The 16,908-nt window shown below is 70.2% G+C and carries 20 protein-coding genes and 1 tRNA gene; 15 read left to right on the top strand and 6 right to left on the bottom strand.

Annotated elements, in window-relative coordinates; genetic code table 11:
- Positions 1–73: 73 nt before the first annotated feature.
- From F8566_RS25250 to F8566_RS53045, 7 genes are all read left to right on the top strand, one after another.
- Complete coding sequence (locus F8566_RS25250) at positions 74–1,714, top strand: BTAD domain-containing putative transcriptional regulator (RefSeq protein ID WP_192809850.1); 1,641 nt, start codon at positions 74–76, stop codon at positions 1,712–1,714.
- A 34-nt stretch (positions 1,715–1,748) separates the two neighbouring features.
- Complete coding sequence (locus F8566_RS25245) at positions 1,749–2,693, top strand: alpha/beta hydrolase family esterase (protein ID WP_151564091.1); 945 nt, start codon at positions 1,749–1,751, stop codon at positions 2,691–2,693.
- A gap of 72 nt (positions 2,694–2,765) precedes the next feature.
- Positions 2,766–3,950, top strand: coding sequence for an amino acid deaminase/aldolase (locus tag F8566_RS25240; RefSeq protein WP_151564089.1), 1,185 nt, complete (start codon positions 2,766–2,768; stop codon positions 3,948–3,950).
- A 70-nt stretch (positions 3,951–4,020) separates the two neighbouring features.
- A complete protein-coding gene (locus tag F8566_RS25235) occupies positions 4,021–4,734 on the top strand; it encodes an SIMPL domain-containing protein (protein ID WP_151564087.1) in 714 nt (237 codons plus the stop codon).
- On the top strand, positions 4,731–5,867 hold the full coding sequence (locus tag F8566_RS25230; RefSeq protein WP_151564085.1) for a carbohydrate kinase family protein: 1,137 nt from the start codon (positions 4,731–4,733) through the stop codon (positions 5,865–5,867). The genes F8566_RS25235 and F8566_RS25230 overlap by 4 nt, the downstream gene beginning before the upstream one ends.
- 29 nt (positions 5,868–5,896) lie before the next feature.
- Positions 5,897–7,168, top strand: coding sequence for a family 4 glycosyl hydrolase (locus tag F8566_RS25225; RefSeq protein ID WP_151564083.1), 1,272 nt, complete (start codon positions 5,897–5,899; stop codon positions 7,166–7,168).
- Positions 7,169–7,201: 33 nt separating this feature from the next.
- Positions 7,202–7,459 carry a zf-HC2 domain-containing protein gene (locus tag F8566_RS53045; protein WP_151564081.1) on the top strand — a complete coding sequence of 86 codons (258 nt, stop codon included), beginning with the start codon at positions 7,202–7,204 and terminating at the stop codon, positions 7,457–7,459.
- Here the strand turns inward: F8566_RS53045 and F8566_RS25215 are convergent.
- Complete coding sequence (locus F8566_RS25215; protein ID WP_151564078.1) at positions 7,413–7,715, bottom strand: DUF3618 domain-containing protein; 303 nt, start codon at positions 7,713–7,715, stop codon at positions 7,413–7,415. The two genes, F8566_RS53045 and F8566_RS25215, sit on opposite strands and share 47 nt — an antisense overlap.
- 162 nt (positions 7,716–7,877) lie before the next feature.
- Between F8566_RS25215 and bcp the strand changes: the two genes are divergently transcribed.
- The 6 genes from bcp (at position 7,878) to F8566_RS25185 (ending at position 12,627) form a co-directional block, all read left to right on the top strand.
- A complete protein-coding gene (gene bcp, locus F8566_RS25210) occupies positions 7,878–8,345 on the top strand; it encodes a thioredoxin-dependent thiol peroxidase (RefSeq protein WP_151564076.1) in 468 nt (155 codons plus the stop codon).
- Between the two features lie 57 nt (positions 8,346–8,402).
- Positions 8,403–8,487, top strand: a tRNA-Leu gene (locus F8566_RS25205).
- Positions 8,488–8,668: 181 nt separating this feature from the next.
- Positions 8,669–9,622, top strand: a complete 954-nt coding sequence (locus F8566_RS25200) for a sensor histidine kinase (protein ID WP_151564073.1) — start codon at positions 8,669–8,671, stop codon at positions 9,620–9,622.
- Positions 9,623–9,720: 98 nt separating this feature from the next.
- Positions 9,721–10,638, top strand: a complete 918-nt coding sequence (locus F8566_RS25195) for an MEDS domain-containing protein (RefSeq protein ID WP_151564071.1) — start codon at positions 9,721–9,723, stop codon at positions 10,636–10,638.
- Positions 10,635–11,552, top strand: coding sequence for an anti-sigma factor RsbA family regulatory protein (locus F8566_RS25190; RefSeq protein WP_151564068.1), 918 nt, complete (start codon positions 10,635–10,637; stop codon positions 11,550–11,552). Before F8566_RS25195 ends, F8566_RS25190 begins: the two co-directional genes overlap by 4 nt.
- A 223-nt stretch (positions 11,553–11,775) precedes the next feature.
- Positions 11,776–12,627, top strand: a complete 852-nt coding sequence (locus F8566_RS25185; RefSeq protein WP_151564066.1) for an MEDS domain-containing protein — start codon at positions 11,776–11,778, stop codon at positions 12,625–12,627.
- 48 nt (positions 12,628–12,675) lie between these two features.
- Here F8566_RS25185 and F8566_RS25180 read toward each other — a convergent pair whose 3' ends face one another.
- A complete protein-coding gene (locus tag F8566_RS25180; protein WP_151564063.1) occupies positions 12,676–13,026 on the bottom strand; it encodes a ribosomal protein L7/L12 in 351 nt (116 codons plus the stop codon).
- Between the two features lie 114 nt (positions 13,027–13,140).
- Between F8566_RS25180 and F8566_RS25175 the strand changes: the two genes are divergently transcribed.
- Positions 13,141–13,518 carry a hypothetical protein gene (locus tag F8566_RS25175; protein ID WP_151564061.1) on the top strand — a complete coding sequence of 126 codons (378 nt, stop codon included), beginning with the start codon at positions 13,141–13,143 and terminating at the stop codon, positions 13,516–13,518.
- Positions 13,519–13,542: 24 nt separating this feature from the next.
- Here F8566_RS25175 and F8566_RS25170 read toward each other — a convergent pair whose 3' ends face one another.
- A complete protein-coding gene (locus F8566_RS25170) occupies positions 13,543–14,040 on the bottom strand; it encodes a SigE family RNA polymerase sigma factor (RefSeq protein ID WP_225993499.1) in 498 nt (165 codons plus the stop codon).
- A 53-nt stretch (positions 14,041–14,093) separates the two neighbouring features.
- Between F8566_RS25170 and F8566_RS25165 the strand changes: the two genes are divergently transcribed.
- Positions 14,094–14,639 (top strand): hypothetical protein, encoded by a 546-nt coding sequence (locus F8566_RS25165; protein WP_151564058.1) that lies wholly within the window; start codon positions 14,094–14,096, stop codon positions 14,637–14,639.
- Between the two features lie 44 nt (positions 14,640–14,683).
- Here F8566_RS25165 and rdgB read toward each other — a convergent pair whose 3' ends face one another.
- From rdgB to F8566_RS25150, 3 genes are read right to left on the bottom strand one after another with little or no spacing between them, the layout of a single operon-like run.
- Complete coding sequence (gene rdgB / locus F8566_RS25160; protein WP_151564056.1) at positions 14,684–15,379, bottom strand: RdgB/HAM1 family non-canonical purine NTP pyrophosphatase; 696 nt, start codon at positions 15,377–15,379, stop codon at positions 14,684–14,686.
- The gene (gene rph / locus F8566_RS25155; protein WP_151564054.1) at positions 15,376–16,095 is read right to left on the bottom strand and encodes a ribonuclease PH; all 720 of its coding nucleotides are present in this window, start codon (positions 16,093–16,095) and stop codon (positions 15,376–15,378) included. The genes rdgB and rph overlap by 4 nt, the downstream gene beginning before the upstream one ends.
- A 50-nt stretch (positions 16,096–16,145) precedes the next feature.
- Positions 16,146–16,895: an MBL fold metallo-hydrolase gene (locus F8566_RS25150; protein WP_151564052.1), complete on the bottom strand. Its 750-nt coding sequence runs from the start codon at positions 16,893–16,895 to the stop codon at positions 16,146–16,148.
- Positions 16,896–16,908: the final 13 nt, after the last annotated feature.

Raw genomic sequence — 16,908 nt, 5'->3', positions numbered from 1 at the left:
TCACTGTCGTTATGCTGCTGTCACTGCGCCCGCGCTGCCGGACGACTGCGGTCGGGCGGCTGAGGGGGTGTTCGTGACCGAGGGCTCTGGTGCCGCCGGGTCGCTCCGCTTCGAGATCCTGGGTCGGCTGCGTGCCTGGCGTGACGACGAAGAACTGGAGCTGGGCCCGGGCAAGCAGCGCGCCGTCCTGGCCGTGCTGCTGGTGAACGCGGGCCGTCCCGTCCCGGTCCCGGCGATCGTGGACGCCGTCTGGGGCGACGACCCGCCCGACAACGGCGCCAACGTCGTCCAGAAGTACGTGGCCGGGCTGCGGCGAGTGCTCGAACCAGGCCGGTCGCCACGTTCGCCGGGTGAGTTACTTACCCTCAGCCCGGCCGGCTATGCGCTGAAGGTGGATCCGGGCGGGCTGGACGCCGAGGTGTTCCAGCGGCAGGTCCGGCACGCGCTGGCCGTCCGCGCCGGGGGCGACGCGGCGGAGGCCGCCGCCCTGCTGCGCGCGGCGCTGGCGATCTGGCGGGAGGACGCGCTGGCCGGGATCAAGGGCCCGGTCTTCGACGCCGCCCGCGACCGCCTCAGCGACGAGCGGGCGTCCGCGCTGGAGGCCTGCGCCGAGATCGAACTCGAACTGGGGCGCCATGCGGAACTGGTGCCGGAGCTCACCCGCCTGGTCGCCGACTTCCCGCTGCGCGAGCAGCTGCGGTATCTGCTGATCCTCGCGCTCTACCGTTGCGGCCGGCAGGCGGAGGCGCTCGCCGCCTACCGTGACGCCCGTGCGTTCCTGATCGAGGAGTTCGGCGTCGAGCCCGGCGAGCGGCTTCAGCAACTGCAGCTCGGCATCCTGCGTTCCGACCCGGCCCTCGGCGGCCCCGCCGCGTCCACGTCCGGTCCGGCCTCCGGGCCGGCGCCCGCCATCGCGCCGCCCACGCCCGCCCACGCGCCAGTCTCGCCGGTCGCGCCGGTCTCGTGGGCTCCACCGGCCGGCGGGGACGCCACAGCACCCTCGGGATCGCCCCGAACGGTGCGCACCTCGCCCTCCTGGCCGCTGAAGCTGCTCGTGGCTTCGATACCGGTGATCACCTGCGGAACCGTCGGCTGGGCCGTGATCGCTTTCTTCGCCGCCCGCCGCCGCAGCGTCCCGCTGGGCTTGGCGGCGGCCGGTTACCTCGCCGCAGAGGCGATCTTCATGGCCGTGGCGCTGCACACGGACGCCGACGTGGCGACGCCCTGGGACGTGCCGATGATGATCGCGTGGTTCGTGGCGATGTTCGGTGCCGCGGCGCACATCGTCCTGCTGATGTCGTCCGGCCCGTCTGATCCGGAACGAGCGAGGGACCTCGGGCGCGTCGATCCCGTCCTGGTCGAGCTCCTGGAGCGGCGAACGCGTCGCGAGCAGGCGCGGGCACTCGTCCGAGATCATCCCGAGATCGCGCGGCGGCTCCGGGTCGGGCGGCCGGACGTGTCGCGCACGTTCGACGACGGCGGGCTGGTGGATGTCAACGACGCCCCCCGGGACGTCCTGGCGGGGCTGCCCGGAGTCGGCCCGCACCACGCGATGCTGATCGTGGCCGTCCGGGAGGGCAAGGGACCCTTCGCCTCCACCGAGGACCTGATCGTGCAGGGCCTGCTCCCGGCCCATGTCGTCCGCGCGCTGCACGAGGTCCTGATCGCCATCCCCGCCGAACCGGAGCCGGACCCCTCGGCTACCGGCCAGTAGTTTGCGAAGGATTTAAGAGGTTAAATTCGCACCCATGCGGCGAATCCTGCTCCTCGCGCTGGCGGTCACCCTCGTGCTCGCCGGTTGTACGGAGAAGACCAAGGAGGGCGGCGGCGGCAAGGGCAACGGCGCCGCCGACGACAAGCGGCCCGCCGAGGTCGCGGGCATCCCGACCGCCACCGGCACGCACAAGCAGAAGCTTGAGGTCGGCACGCCCGGCCACCGCGAGTACCTTCTCCACGTCCCCCCCAAACTCACCAAGGGCAAGTGGCGGAACGGCAAGCCGGCCAAGCCGCTGCCCCTCGTCCTGGCCCTGCACGGCGGTCTCTCCAACATGAACGGCTTCAGGGCGCTGACCGGATTCGACAAGGTCTCGAACGACAAGGGCTTCCTGGTCGCCTACCCGAACGGCTTCATGACCACGTGGAACGCCGGAAGCTGCTGCGGCGCCGCCAAACTCGGCAACATCAAGGACGTCGACTTCCTGAGCAAGCTCATCGACAAGCTGACCGGCGCCGGGCTCGCCGATGCCAAGCGGGTGTACGTGGCGGGGTTCTCCAACGGCGCGGGGATGGCGTACCGGATGGCCTGCGAACGGCCGGACAAGGTGGCCGGGATCGGGGTGGTCGAGGGCGCTCTGGTCACCCCGTGCGAGCCCGGCCGGCCCGTATCGGCGATGATCTTCCATGGGACCGCTGACCGGAGTGTGCCGTTCAACGGGGGAGGGCGCCGGGACTTCAACGACAGCCGGGGGTTCCCGCCGGTCTCGTACGCCGTGGACTTCTGGCGCAAGACGGGAAGGCTTCCCGAGATGCGCCGGCACGTTCGCGCCGAGGGCGGGGCAGAATGCAGTTCTACCGGCAAGGGAACCCGCGGGGCCGAAGTGACGTTCTGCAAGATCGTTGGAGGCACGCACAGCTGGCCCGCAGGGGCGAGCCGGACGCTCTGGGACTTCTTCTCGGCCCACCCGCAGGGATAGCCCACCGCAGTCCCGGGCGAACAGACATGAATAACTTTCACATCTAGCGTTTTCTGTGGCAACCTGGCTGGTATGAACCTCCGGGAGCGCTACGACGCCGCCACCGCCGACCTCGAGGCGCCCTTCGCGGTCGTCGACCTCCAGGCGTTCCGCGCCAACGCCGCCGATCTCGTCCGCCGCGCCGCCGGCAAGCCGATCCGGGTGGCGAGCAAATCAGTGCGGTGCCGCGCGCTCCTGGAAGAGGTCCTGGCGATGGACGGCTTCGCCGGGATCATGGCGTTCACCCTGCCCGAGGCCCTCTGGCTCGCCGAACACGGGCTCAGCGACGACATCCTCGTCGCCTACCCCACCGCCGACCGGACCGCCCTGCGCGCCCTGGCGGCGGACGGCCGGGCGGCTGCGACGATCACCGTCATGGTCGACTCGACCGAGCATCTCGACCTGATCGAGGAGTGCGCCGGGGGCCGCCCGATCCGGGTCTGCATCGACATCGACGCCTCCTACCGGGCGCTCGGCGGCAAGCTCAGGGTCGGGGCACGGCGATCACCGCTGCACAGCCCCGACCAGGTCCGCGGGCTGGCCGAGGCCGTGCTCAAGCGTCCCGGGTTCGACCTCGTCGGCCTCATGGCGTACGAGTCGCAGATCGCGGGCGTCGGCGACGTCCCGCCCGGCAAGGCGGCAAGGGGACTCACGATCCGCGCCATGCAGAAGCGCTCGCGCCTGGAACTGGCCCGCCGCCGCGCCGCCATCGTCAAGGCCGTACGCGAGTTGAGAGCCCTCGAGTTCGTCAACGGCGGCGGTACCGGCAGCGTCGAGAAGACCACCGCCGAACGCGCCGTCACCGAGGTCGCGGCGGGCTCCGGCCTCTACCAGCCGCATCTGTTCGACTACTACTCCAACTTCCAGGGCCGGCCTGCCGCGCTGTTCGCGCTGCCCGTCGTGCGGCGCCCCGGCCCGGGGGTCGTGACGTGCCTGGGCGGCGGCTACCTGGCGTCCGGGCCCGGGGACGAGATCCGCCTGCCGCAGCCGTACCTGCCCACGGGGCTCTCGTTCGACGCGAACGAAGGCGCCGGCGAGGTGCAGACGCCCCTCCTCGGCGACTCCGCCGATCTCCTGCGGCTCGGCGACCGCGTCTGGTTCCGCCACACCAAGGCCGGTGAGCTGTGCGAACGCTTCGAGGCGCTGCACCTGATCGAGGGTGAACGTCACGTCCGCACCGTGCCCACCTACCGAGGTGAGGGCCGCACCTTCCTCTGATGATTCCGCCCCGGTCCTCACCTCGTCCGACAATGACCGGTTCGGAGCTGGACCGGTTAAGTTGGCCCTTATGACCGACGCACCGTTGATCAGCGTGCGGGGCGAGGCCGTGCTGGAGGTCGAGCCGGAGATCGCACGTCTCCACGTGCATGTGCAGACCCAGGAGAGCGACCGGCGCAAGGCGCTGGACCGGCTCGTCGAGCGCAACCAGCACTGCCTCGACCTGGTCAAGTCATACGGGGAAGCGATCGAGAAGCTCGAGACGGGCGGGCTCTCGATCACGCCGCTGCTGAAGTACCGGCGGCGGGAGGGCGACATCCGGGCCTACCAGGGCACGGTCTGGATCAAGATCACGGTCGCCGACTTCACCGTGCTGGGCGAGCTGGTGACACGCCTGGGCGACTTGGAACGCACCTACGTGAACGGGCCCTCCTGGGAGCTCCGCCGCGACAGCCCTGTCTACAAGGACGCCGCGCGGCAGGCGGCGCACGAGGCCGTGTCCCGGGCCCGCAGCTACGCCGAGGCGCTCGGCTCCCGGCTCACCGGGCTGGTGGAGCTGGCCGACGAGGGCCTCACCACCGATCCGGGCCGGGGCGGCGCCCCGGAGTACGCGGTGATGGCGGCCGGGCCGGGGTTCGGCGGAGCGGCCGACGCCGGCACACCGGAGGCGATCGATCTGGAGCCCGAGACCCAGACCGTCCGCGCCGCCGTCGAGGCGCGCTTCCGCGCGACCGCCCCCGACCTGGAGGCACCGGCCGCCGCATCAGATCTGGAGGCACCATGACGGCCGGAACGACGGCCGGGACGACAGGAGCGCCGGGCGCGCCTCCGGAGCCGTCGCTGGAGGACCCCTGCGCCGAACGGGGACCCGGCGTCCCGACTGGCCTGCGCGGATTCGAGACAGGGGAGCTGGACGTCTTCCTGACCGGGCAGGTCTTCATGGACATGATCTTCACCGGGCTGCCCGGCCTGCCGCCGCCCGGCACCGAGCTGGTCACCGACGGGCTCGGCTCGGCACCCGGCGGCATCGCCAACATCGCGGTCGCGATGAGCCGCCTCGGCCTGCGCACCGGCCTCGCGGCGGCGTTCGGCGACGACATGTTCGGCGCGTACCTCTGGCGCACGCTGTCCGAGCAGGAGGACGTCGACCTGAGCTGGTCCCGCAAGGTCAACGGCTGGTCCACGCCGGTCACGGTCTCGCTGGCGTACGCGGCCGACCGCAGCATGGTCACCTACACCAAGCCGCTGCCGATGCCCGCCGACAACCTGGTCAGCGACCTCCCCAGGGCCGCCACCTGCTTCATCGACATCGACCGTGCGGTCCCGGACTGGGCCCTCGCCATGCGTGACAAGGGCGCGCTCGTCTTCGCCGACCTCGGCTGGGACCCGACCGAGACCTGGTCCACCGACGTGCTCGACCGGCTCGAACACGTGGACGTCTTCCTGCCCAACGCGGTCGAGGCGATGGCCTACACGCGCACCCGCACCCCCGAGGCCGCCCTCGAGGCATTGGCCGCGCGCGTGCCGGTCGTCGTGGTCAAGCAGGGCTCGCGCGGCGCCATCGCCATCGACTCCACGACGGGCGAACGCGCCGCCGCGCCCGCGCTGCCCGTCGACGCCCTCGACCCGACCGGGGCGGGTGACGTGTTCGCCGCCGGATTCGTCTTCGGCACGCTCGCGGGCTGGCCCCTCGGCCAGCGGCTCTCGTTCGCCAATCTCTGCGCGGGGCTGTCCGTCCGGCACTACAGCGGCTCCCTCGGCGCACCCTGCTGGGGCGAGATCGCGGCGTTCGGCGAGACCGGCGAGGTCCCCGCGGAGGTTTTGGAACGGTACGCCTTCGTCGTCCCCTACATCCCCGAAGCCGAGCTGGAACGCGGGCCCGACTCCGTGACCCGCGCCGAGCCGACACTGAGGTAGACCGACACTGAGCCGACACTGAGGTGACCATGAAGATCGCGATCATCGGAGCCGGCAGTGGATACATGCCCGGCGTCATCCGCGGCCTGCTGCATCGCGCGGACGACCTGGCCGGGGCCGAGCTCGCCTTCTACGACGTGGACGCCGGCAACATGGCCCTCATGGCCCGCTTGGCGACCAACATGTTCACCGCTGGGGACGCCACGTTCACCGTCACCACCCACACCGATCTCAAGCCCGCCCTCGACGGCGCCGCCTATATCTTCACCACGTTCCGGCCCGGCGGCATGGCGGCGCGCCACCTCGACGAGTCGATCCCGCTCAAGCACGGCGTCGTCGGGCAGGAGACGGCGGGGCCCGGCGGGTTCATGATGGCCTGCCGTTCCATCCCCGTGCTCCTGGAGATCGCCGCGCACGCCGAGCCCGGCGCGTGGATCGTCAACTACACCAACCCGACCAACATCGTCACCGACGCCGTGACCCGCAACACCGGCATCCGGATCATCGGCCTCTGCGACCAGTTCGTGGGCGACACCGAGATGTGGGCGCAGCTGCTCGGTCTCCCCTACGAACGCCTCGAAGTCGACTGGATCGGCCTCAACCACGCCACCTGGGCCGAACGCGTGCGCCTCGACGGCAGGCAGATCGACCTTCCGGCGCTCCTGGCCGACCTGGAGATCCCCGGCGAGGGGGCCTCCCCGTGGCGCGACCCCTCACGCATGGCCGAGCTCGCCAAGGCCCTCGGCTTCCTGCCCAACTCCTACTCCAAGTACTACTTCTTCCACGACCAGGTGCTCGAAGAGCTCCGCGCCAAGGGCACCACTCGTTCGGAGGACATCCAGGCGATGCTGCCCAGGTTCTTCGCCCAGATCACCGAGGAGTCCATCAAGCCCGACCCCGACCCCAGCCGGGAACGCGGCGGCGGCGAGCACGGCGAGTTCGCCATCGACGTGATCTGCACGCTCCACCGCGACGAGAGCCGCCGGGTCATCGTCAACACCACCAACAACGGAGCGATCTCCTCACTCCCGCCCGAGGCGATCGTCGAAGTACCCTGCCTCCTCACCGCCGCGGGTCCCGTGCCGCTCACGCAGGGTCCCCTCCCCCGCGCCGTCCGCGGCCTCACCCAGTCGATCCACGAATACGAGCGGCTGGCCTCCGACGCCGCCGTGACCGGATCGCGCCGGCTCGCCCTCCAGGCCCTGATGGCGCACCCCTTCGTGACCAGCAAGCACACCGCGGAGAAGATCCTTGACGAAGGTCTCGCCGCGCATCGCGCACACCTTCCCCAATTCAGCTGAACGAAGACACGGGCGCGGCCCGTACCCAAGGATGTGCAAGGAATCTGTGGCTACCAGCTCGATCTCGGCGTGTACGCCCTGGGCCAACTCACCGGCCCAGAGGCCGCCGACCTGCGCGCGCACCTGCCCATGTGCGCGTCCTGCCAGGCCGAGCTGAACGAGCTGCAGGACGTCGTCCGCGTCCTCGCCCGGACGCGCAAAGGCGCCGGCCGCAGATCGCGGTCCGGCGCCTTCGCCAAGCGCTTCAGCGGCGCTTGCGCCGCTTCAAGAGGGCAAGAGCCGTCAAGGTGACCGCCACACCCACGCCGATCGCGACGGCCTTGGGGTTGATCTGCCCGGGCTCGCCGTCCTTGGGCTCCTCCGTGTAGAAGAACGACCGCGCGGTCTTGGCGACCTGCTCGGCCTCCTCCCTGAGGCGCGCCTTGCCCCGCTCCGCCACGTTCCGCGGACTGACCCGGTCCGCGAGCTCGTCGATGGTGCGTGCGAGCTCCAGGCGGGTGCGCTCGATCTCCCGCTCCAGCGCCTCCGGGTCGCGCCTGTCAGCCATGCCGTGTTCCCATCTTCAGCAACGTCGGTCTTCAGCAACGTCGGTCTTCAGCAACATCGTCAGCAACGCATGATCCGCATATCTTGTCAGGTCTTCCTGCGAAACGCCGCCCTACCCCAGCCGGTACGGTGGACCTGTCATCCAAGCGAAAGGCGGATCCCCGTGTCCGAGCGGCTGCAGCCAGGCGACGTCGCCCCTGAGTTCGAGCTTCCCGACGCGGACGGCAACCCCGTCTCCCTGGCGTCCCTGCGCGGCCGACGCGCGATCCTCTACTTCTACCCCGCCGCCATGACCCCGGGCTGCACCAAGGAGTCGGTCGACTTCCAGAGCAACCTCGCCGACCTCGACGCCGCGGGAGTGGCCGTCGTGGGCGTCTCCCCCGACGAGCCCGCCAAGCTCGCCAAGTTCCGCGAGAAGGAGGGCCTCACCTTCCCCCTCCTCTCCGACCCCGACACCAAGGTCCTCCAGGCCTACGGCGCGTACGGCGAGAAGAAGCTCTACGGCAAGCTGGTGGTCGGTGTCATCCGCTCCACCTTCATCATCGACGCCGACGGCAAGATCGAGAAGGCGTACTACAACGTGAAGGCCACCGGCCACGTCGACCGCCTGCGCCGCGACCTCGACCTCTGACGTCCGGCCTCTAAGATCTAAGGGGCACGACTTCGGGTGCGAGACACCCGAAGGCTGGCGGACGTGGCGAAATCAGGCATACGCGGCAGGTTTAGGTCCTGTTGGTGGAGACACCGTGGGGGTTCGAGTCCCCCCGTCCGCACTCATAAGGTCCGCACTCATAAAGACAGCCGTTCCCGGCGTATCACCGGTTAGGGCGGGGTTACTCATCATCATCTGAAAAACGCTCTCGGCGACGGCCGGGCGGTCGGCTTACGCTGGGTGCGTCCGCTCGTATCCGTGAGCGGGCGGTGGCACTGTGATCACAACGCAGGTGGGACACCGTGAGCGAAACCTTCTCCCATCGCGTGCTTCCCTACGACGGGGTCGACGACTTCCTGGCCGGAGCCGTGCCGTTCCTCAACGCGGGGATCGACGCGGGCGACCGGGTGCTGGTGGTCACCGGCCTCGGCAGCGAGGTGCTGCTGCGCGAGGCGCTGGGGCCCGGGGCAGGCGAGGTGGAGTTCGTCGACGCCAACCAGTGGTACGCGCATCCGTCGCGAACGCTCGCCGACTGCCTGGGTGACGCCGACCGGCTGTGCGAGCAAGGGCGGCGGCTGCGGGTGCTGGGCGAGCCGGCGTGGACCGGGCGGCGGCCGCTGGAGGTCCTGGAGTGGCAGCGGGTCGAGGCGATCGTCAACGTGGCGTTCGCGGAGACCGGCGCCGCGATCCTGTGCCCGTACGCGCGCACGCTGCCCGCCGGGGTCGTCGCGTCCGCGCGCCGGACCCATCCGGAGACGCTGCGGGGCGAGCAGGCGCTCGACAACCCGAGCTATGTCGACCCGTGGGCCTACAGCGCCATGTGCGACCAGGAGGCACTTCCGGATGCGCCCGCGAGGGCCGAGAGGCTCGACATCGTGCGGCCCGATCTGTTCTGGCTGCGGGCCTGGGTGACCGACTACGCGCGGCGCACTCCGCTGGCCGAAGAGGATTTGCAGCGGCTGCTGGTCGCGGTCACCGAGGTCGTGACCAACGCGCTGCGGCACGGCGCGCCACCGATCGTCCTCCGCATGTGGATGGAGCCCGGGGAGCTCGTGTGCGAAGTCAAGGACGACGGGTTCTGGGCGACGGACTCGGCGTTCGGGCTGATTCCGCCACGGGCGGACGGGCCTGGCCGTTTCGGGCTGTGGGCGGTGCGGCTGCTCTGTTCGATCGTGCAGATCCGCACGGGCAAAGGCGGGACCACCGTGCGACTCCGGCTGAGCCTGCCGAGCGTGCCCGCGGTCGTGGGGGTATAGCGGTGGAACGCAGCGTAAGGGACTCTGTGCAAAGGGCTTCCAAATCATATCCGGCGGCGTACGCTGGACAGATCCACGCCAACCTTGATGGGCAGGCCATGGACAGCTGGTTCCAAGCCGAACGATCCGTGAACGCGATACGACCTGGCGATCACGCGTGGCTGGCTTTCTCCGGCGAAGAAGAACGCGCGCACATCATTGGGGACTTCGTGTACGACGGACTCGCCACGGAGGAGAAGGTCGTCTACGTGACGGACGCTCCACCCGATCGTCTGCCCGGTGTGCGTCCACGACACGGCATCGAGTTGCGCAGCTACACCGATACCAGGCAGCTGAGGGTCATTCCGCGCGAGCAGGCATGTCTCAGCGGACGGGGGCGGTTCGATCCCGACAGGATGTTGCGGACGCTGGAGCGGGAGGTCGACGCGGCGTTCGACCAGGGCTTCCGCGCCGTGCGTCTCACCACGGACTTCAGCTGGGTGCTCAACGAGCCCGGCCGGTCCGATCTCTCCCAGATGCTGGGCTGCGAGCACCAGTTCGGCGAGGCGGTCTCGCCCAGCACCATGGCGATGGCGATCTGCCAGGTGGACAAGCACGCGTGTCCCCAGGACGAGCTCGTCGCCCTACGCGACACTCACGAGGTCCTCGTGGAAGTGAATCCCGAATTCGACGACGGGATCCTGCGGATCGTCCGCACATTCGAGCCACACGGCCTGCGGGTCGAGGGCGAGCTGGACGCCGCGCGGCACGCGGTGTTCGCCGAGAAGTTGTCGCTGGTCACCCACGAACGGCGGCGAATACATCTCGACTTCTCACGGCTGCGCTTCATCGACCTCGGCGGGCTCAACCTGCTGGCCCATCACGCGACCGGCCTGCCCACCGACGACGGGCTGGTGCTGGACCATCTGCCGGCCGATGTGGAGAACGTGATCGACATGGTGGGCTGGCACCGGCTGCCCGGCCTGGCTCGCGGGCAAGAACGCCCCTTCCCCGGCGCGGGAGGAATGGCCTCATGACACTGGAGCACAGGGCGTTCATGTACGGCGAGCTTCAGCAACTCCTGGACACCGCCGTACCGTGGCTGCGCGAGGGGGTGGAGCGGGACGAGAAGGTGGTCGTGGTCGTCCGGGAGACCGGGATGAACGCGGTGCGCGATGTCCTGGGCCCCGACGGCAAGGACGTGGAGTTTTATCCATCCGAGGTCTTCTACAAGCATCCCGTACGTACGCTGCGCGATTACCAGGGCATCGTCCAGGACGCTCGGCCCCACACCGTGCGGGCGCTGGCCGAGCCGGTCTGGCATGGCCAGTCGCCGCGCGAGACCCGGGAATGGGCGCGGTACGAGTCGCTCATCAACGTGGCGTTCGAGCACTCCGGCGCGAGGGCGTTGTGCCCGTACGACCAGTCCGTGCTGCCGCAGGAAATCATCGAGCATGCCCGCCGGACCCACCCGAAGTTCGCACGGGGCGAGGACACCCTGCACAACGACTCCTATGTCCATCCCAAGGATTTCGGCAACGGCTGCGACAGCATGATCCAGCTCGTCCGGCCACGCCATGCGGAGTACCGGACCATCGAGAGCGACGACCTCCACGACATCCGGGCCTTCGTCGGCGAACGCGCCGTCGGGCACGGGCTCGACACCACCGTCGCGCGCACTCTGGTGACCGCGGTCAACGAGGTGGCGACCAACGCCGTCCGGCACGGCATCCCGCCGATGGGGTTGTGGATCTGGAGTGACGACCGCGACCTCATCTGCGAGATCGGCGACAACGGGTTCTGGCACGCCGATCCGCTGACCGGGTTCCTCCCGCCGGAGTCGGCGCTCCAGCGAGGATTCGGCCTGTGGACCGTCCGGCTGCTGGTGGACCTCGTGGAGCTGAAGGCCGGCTGGGACGGCACGTTCGTCCGCCTTCACGTACGACGGTGACACCATCGTGCGGCCGTCTCAAATACCGGTAAAAGGCCGTGAGGGTACGGCTACACGCCGTCGCGCGCTGGACGTAGGCTGGGACTCGACACGGAGCGTGCCACTAGAGGTTCCAGATGCGGTGTGTCCGTTGACAGGGTGGTTGGGTGGGGGCTGAGGGTATGGCTTCAAGCGCAGCTTGTCCGTTGACAGGGTGGTTGGGTGGGGGCTGAGGGAAGGCGATATGGAGACCCTGGTATCCGTCCGCCGACCGGTTCGTGAACTGCGGCCCGGTGATCACGCCCTGCTCACTTTCGCCAATGACGAGGAGCAGCGAAACGTCGTCGGCTCCTTCGTCCGTGCCGGGCTGGCCGCGGGTGACAAGGTCATCTACCTGGCCGAGACGGCGCACGCCAGGGTCCCCGGAGCGCCGAACCCGCCGCCGGGCCGGCTCAGCATGGTGGCGCTGGATGGGTTCAACGGCCGTTCGTTCCAGCCGCGTGTCGTTCTCGACGCGCTCGTGGAGGAGATCCGGCGTGCCGAGGACGAGGGTTACGGCACCATCCGTGTGACCGCCGACATGACCTGGGCGGTTCGCCGGCCCAACGGCCTTGAACTGCTGCTGGGCAGTGAGCTGCGCATCGAGCACGCCATCGCCCCGAGCACGAGTGTCATCGCGATCTGCGAGTACGACCGCCGCCACTGCAGCCCCGAGGAGCTCGGCGCCCTGCACCAGGCGCACGGCATCGTGGTGGTGCCCGATCCCGAGTTCGAGGACTCGGTGCTGCGGATCGTCCGTACCTTCGACCCGACCGGGCTCGCGCTGATCGGAGAGCTGGACGCGTCCCGGCACATGGTCCTGGACGGCGTGCTCGCCAGGCTGGTGTCATCGATCAACGGCAGCGAGATCCACCTCGACCTGTCCGGCCTCGGCTTCATCGACCTCGGCGCGATCAACATGCTGGCCGACGTGGCCGCGCGCCGCGCCGGTCACGGCCCGCTGGTCCTCGACCGGATGTCGCCGCAGTTCCGCACCGTGATGGAGACGGTGGGCTGGCACATGCTGCCAGGCCTGCGCCTCAGCGACGACCAATGAACCGCGGCACGGCCTGCCGCCCGGCGGTCGGCTGGAGCGCGAGTCGGCTCACTCCAGCGCGTCGATGAAACGCATGGCCTCGGATCGGGTCATGCCGGTCTCGGCGCGTACGGCGGCGATCGCCGATTCGAAGTCCTCCGCGGCCTTGAACGCCCGCACCCGGTCCGAGAGCGTCATTCCTGCGGGCGCGGCCGGGCCGGGGCCTTGGATCCGGCCGTCCCGGACACCTTCCACGTAGTCCTTGGCCTCCTTGAGGCCGAGGCCGGTGTCCTCACGGACCCGCTTGATCGCGTGGATCACCTTACGGTCGTGGAGCAGCCTGAGCACGGCCGTGTGCGTGGTGGCGGGAACGAGGTGAGGGCCCGGCGGCATGCCTTGCGAGGGCTTCTTTTTCCACATTGTGCGTGAGCTTAACGCCCCGGGGATCTGCGGGGCTTCGAGGGCTTCGCTGTGGGCGGAGTACCTGCCGTAGGCGGGACGCCTGGCGGAGCCGATGAGTCAACGGGCTTGGGAATGACCACTTCGCCGGGCTTCGGCCCGTGCTTGTCTCCCGGCCGGACGCTCGGAGGCGCGACCGGCAAGGATGAGGGCCTTCCCGGCCGCGCGGTCGGCGGTGCCGGTGTCCCCTTGCTGGTCGGCAGGGGTGGCTCGCTGGCGGGTACCGGCCGGGGGCTGGGCGGAGGCGCGATCGGACGCGGACGTTCCGGGGCGGGCCAGAGGATCATCGTCACCGCCACGATCACGGCGACGGTCACCGCCGCCGCGACGGCCGGAACCGTCCAGCGGCGCAGCCATGACCCGCGGCGGTGCGGACCGGCAGCACGGCCGGTGGCCTGGGAACGTTCGATCAGGTCCCGGGTGGCGTGGATGTCGTCGGCCGCGCGCCGGTAATGGCGGCGCAGCAGGGTCTCGAGCTCATCGTCCATCGGCCCGGCCCTCCTCCATGTGCGCTCGCAACGCGGCCATCGCCCGCGCGGTGTGACTCTTGACCGTCCCTCGGGAGATCCCGAGCGTCTGTGCGATCTCCTGCTCGCTCAGATCGCACCAGTAGCGGAGCACGACGACGGCCCGTTGCTTGACCGGCAACGTCCTGAGCACCTCATCGAGGTCCCCGGTGGGGACGCCGTCCGAGACGGGCGCCCGCGCGAGCCGTTCGACATCGGCCAGTGACCCGACCGGCAGGTCCCCGCGCCTCGCCCGCCGCTTCTTCTCGTCGATGGCGAGGTTGACCAGCACCCGGCGCGCGTACGCCTCGGGGTTGTCCTTGGCGAGCCGTTTCCACCGCTTCGCCACCCGTTCGTAGGCGATCTGGAGGAGGTCCTCGGCCAGGTGCCGGTCGTACACGAGAAAGACGGCGGTACGCAGCAGCCGACCCGCGGTGGCGGCCACGAACTCCTCGAACGTGACCTCCACCCCGCGGATCTCCTGAGCGCTCAGCGTGGACAGACCGCACCTACTCCACGGACTTGGGCGTCGCCGGGACGGGCTTCGGCGGCACCGGCACACCTGGCGGCTTCTGGCTCGGCGCGGGACGTCCAGGCGCGCAGACCACCGGCGGCCGGCCCTGTCCCGGCTTGGCCGTCGGCACGGGCACACCCGGCCTGGCAGTGGGCGGTACCGGCACAGGCGGCCTCACCGTCGGCGGCGCCGGCACACCCGGCCTCACCGTCGGCGGCGCCGAGACACCCGGCCTGGCGATGGGCGGCTTCGGCTTGCCGGGCCGTGGCTTGGCGGTCCGCGGCTTCGGCACACCCGGCTTGGCGGTGGGAGGCAGGGGCCGCGGCTTCGCAGTGGGCGGGCACGTCGGCACCACGGACGGGGGAGGCTTCGGCTTCGCCGATGCCACCGCCTTGTCCTTCGACGCCGCCGGTGTGATCGCCGACGATCCGGAGGCGGCGGAGGCCCAGATTCCCACCGCCAGCGCTCCGGTACCGCCTATGCCGGCCAGCACGATCGCCATGCGGCGACGGCCGGTACGACCCTTGTCGATCATGTCGCTCCTCGGGAGGTGAAGATCTCTACACCCCTTCAACCCCCGGCGAGGGCGGTGCGGTTGTCATCCGGCCGGGATATTTGCGAGCGCCTCCGGAAGGAGGTCGGCGAGCGTGCGGAACGCCCGGCCCCGGTGGCTGATCGCGTCCTTCTCCGCCGGTGTCAGTTCCGCCGAGGTACGCGACTCGCCGTCCGGCACGAAGATCGGGTCATAGCCGAAGCCGCCGGACCCGCGGGGCTCCCTGATGATCCGGCCGTACATCCGGCCTTCCACGCAGTGCTCGACGCCGGTGGGCAGCACCAGCGCCGCCGCCGCGACGAAGTAGGCCCCCCGGTGCTCGTCGTCGACGTCGGCGAGCTGGTCCAGCACCAGTTCGAGGTTGGCCCGATCCTTGTCGCCGGTCGCCGTGCCGAACCGGCCCGACCAGCGGGCCGACAGCACACCGGGCATGCCGTTCAGCGCGTCCACGCACAGGCCGGAGTCGTCGGCGATCGCCGGGAGACCGGTGTGCGCGCAGATCGCGCGCGCCTTGAGCAGCGCGTTGCCCTCGAACGTGAGCTCCGTCTCGGGCACGTCGGGCGCGTCCGGATGAGCGTCGAGCCCGACGACCTCGATGCCCTGCCCTTGGGGAGACGAGCCGCCTGGCCCCCCGGCCTCGCTCACGGCGTCCCTTGCTCCGCCGTGGCCGCCGTTCGCGAGAATGCGGTGCAATTCGGCGATCTTCCCCGCGTTGCGGGTGGCGAGGATGACCTTGGTCATGCGCCGAGCGCCTCGGCCTGCAGGCGGGCCAGATCGGCGCAGCCGCCCGCGGCCAGGTCGAGGAGCGCGTCCAGTTCGGCCCGGTCGAACGGCTGGCCCTCGGCGGTGCCCTGCACCTCGACGAAACGGCCGTCGCCCGTGCAGACGACGTTCATGTCGGTCTCGGCCGCGACGTCCTCCTCGTAGCAGAGGTCGAGACGCGCCTCCCCGTCGACCACGCCGACGCTGATCGCGGCGATCGAGGTGACGAACGGGTCGCCCTTGACCAGGCCCTTCTGGCGCATCCAGGTCACCGCGTCGGCGAGCGCCACGTACGCCCCGGTGATCGCGGCGGTACGGGTGCCGCCGTCGGCCTGCAGCACGTCGCAGTCGAGCTGGACGGTGTTCTCGCCGAGCGCCTTGAAGTCGATGGCGGCTCGCAGGGACCGGCCGATGAGGCGGGAGATCTCGTGGGTACGGCCGCCCAGCCGGCCCTTGACCGACTCGCGTTCACCACGGGTGTGCGTGGCGCGGGGCAACATCGCGTACTCGGCGGTCACCCAGCCGAGCCCGCTGTCGCGCCGCCAGCGGGGCACCGAGTCCTGGACGGACGCGGCGCACAGCACCCGGGTGCCGCCGAACTCGATGAGCACCGATCCCTCGGCATGGTCGAGCCAGCCGCGCTGGATGCGGACGGGGCGGAGCTGGTCAGGTGCACGATCGTCAGGGCGAGCCATGCGTCTCACCCTATCGAGCCGGCCGGCTTGATCCGGCGGGCCCGGGCGGATCAGAGCTCGTAGACGGCGCCGACGTGAGCGAGGTCGATCGTGCCGCCGAAGCCGCTGCCCTTGGCCTCGACGAGTGACTGGTCGGTATCGTTCCAGGGGACGAGATGGGTGAGCACGAGCCTGTCGGCACCGGCCCGGGCGGCGTGCTCGCCCGCCTCCCGCGCGGTGAGGTGCAGCTTGGGCGGCAGGTCAGGGGCGTCGAGGAAGGACGCCTCGCACAGGAAGAGGTCGGCGTCGCGGGCCAGCTCCACGAGCTCGTCGGACTCCCCCGTGTCGCCGGAGTAGGCGACCACTTTGCCCTCGTGCTCGATCCGGAAGCCGTACGCCTCGATCGGGTGCGACATCAGCGCGGTCGTCACCCGGAACGGTCCGATTTCGAACGGACCGGTGCGCAGGGTGTGGAAGTCGAACGCTTCGGACATGCCGGGGTCGGGAGGGAGATCGTACGCCTCGGCCATCCGCCGCGGGGTGACCGCGGGCCCGTGCACCGGGATCCGCGGCGCCATCCCCTCGGGCCGGTAGCGCCGCGCCACCCAGTAACCGCACATGTCATGGCAGTGGTCGGGGTGCAGGTGCGACAGGCAGATCGCATCAATGCCGTACAGCGGGTGGAAGCGCTGCAGCGAACCGAGCGCGCCGCTGCCGAGGTCGAGCAGCATGGAAAAGCCGTCGGCCTGGATCAGATAACAGGACGCGGGGCTGTCCGGTCCGGGAAAGCTGCCGGAACAGCCGATCACAGTGACCCGCACGCTCACTCCTCCT

It is taken from the genome of Actinomadura rudentiformis (assembly GCF_008923185.1).
GTDB classification, from domain to species: domain Bacteria; phylum Actinomycetota; class Actinomycetes; order Streptosporangiales; family Streptosporangiaceae; genus Spirillospora; species Spirillospora rudentiformis.
Note: the sequence above shows the minus strand (reverse complement) of the source record. Positions and strands in the feature narration are given on the sequence as shown.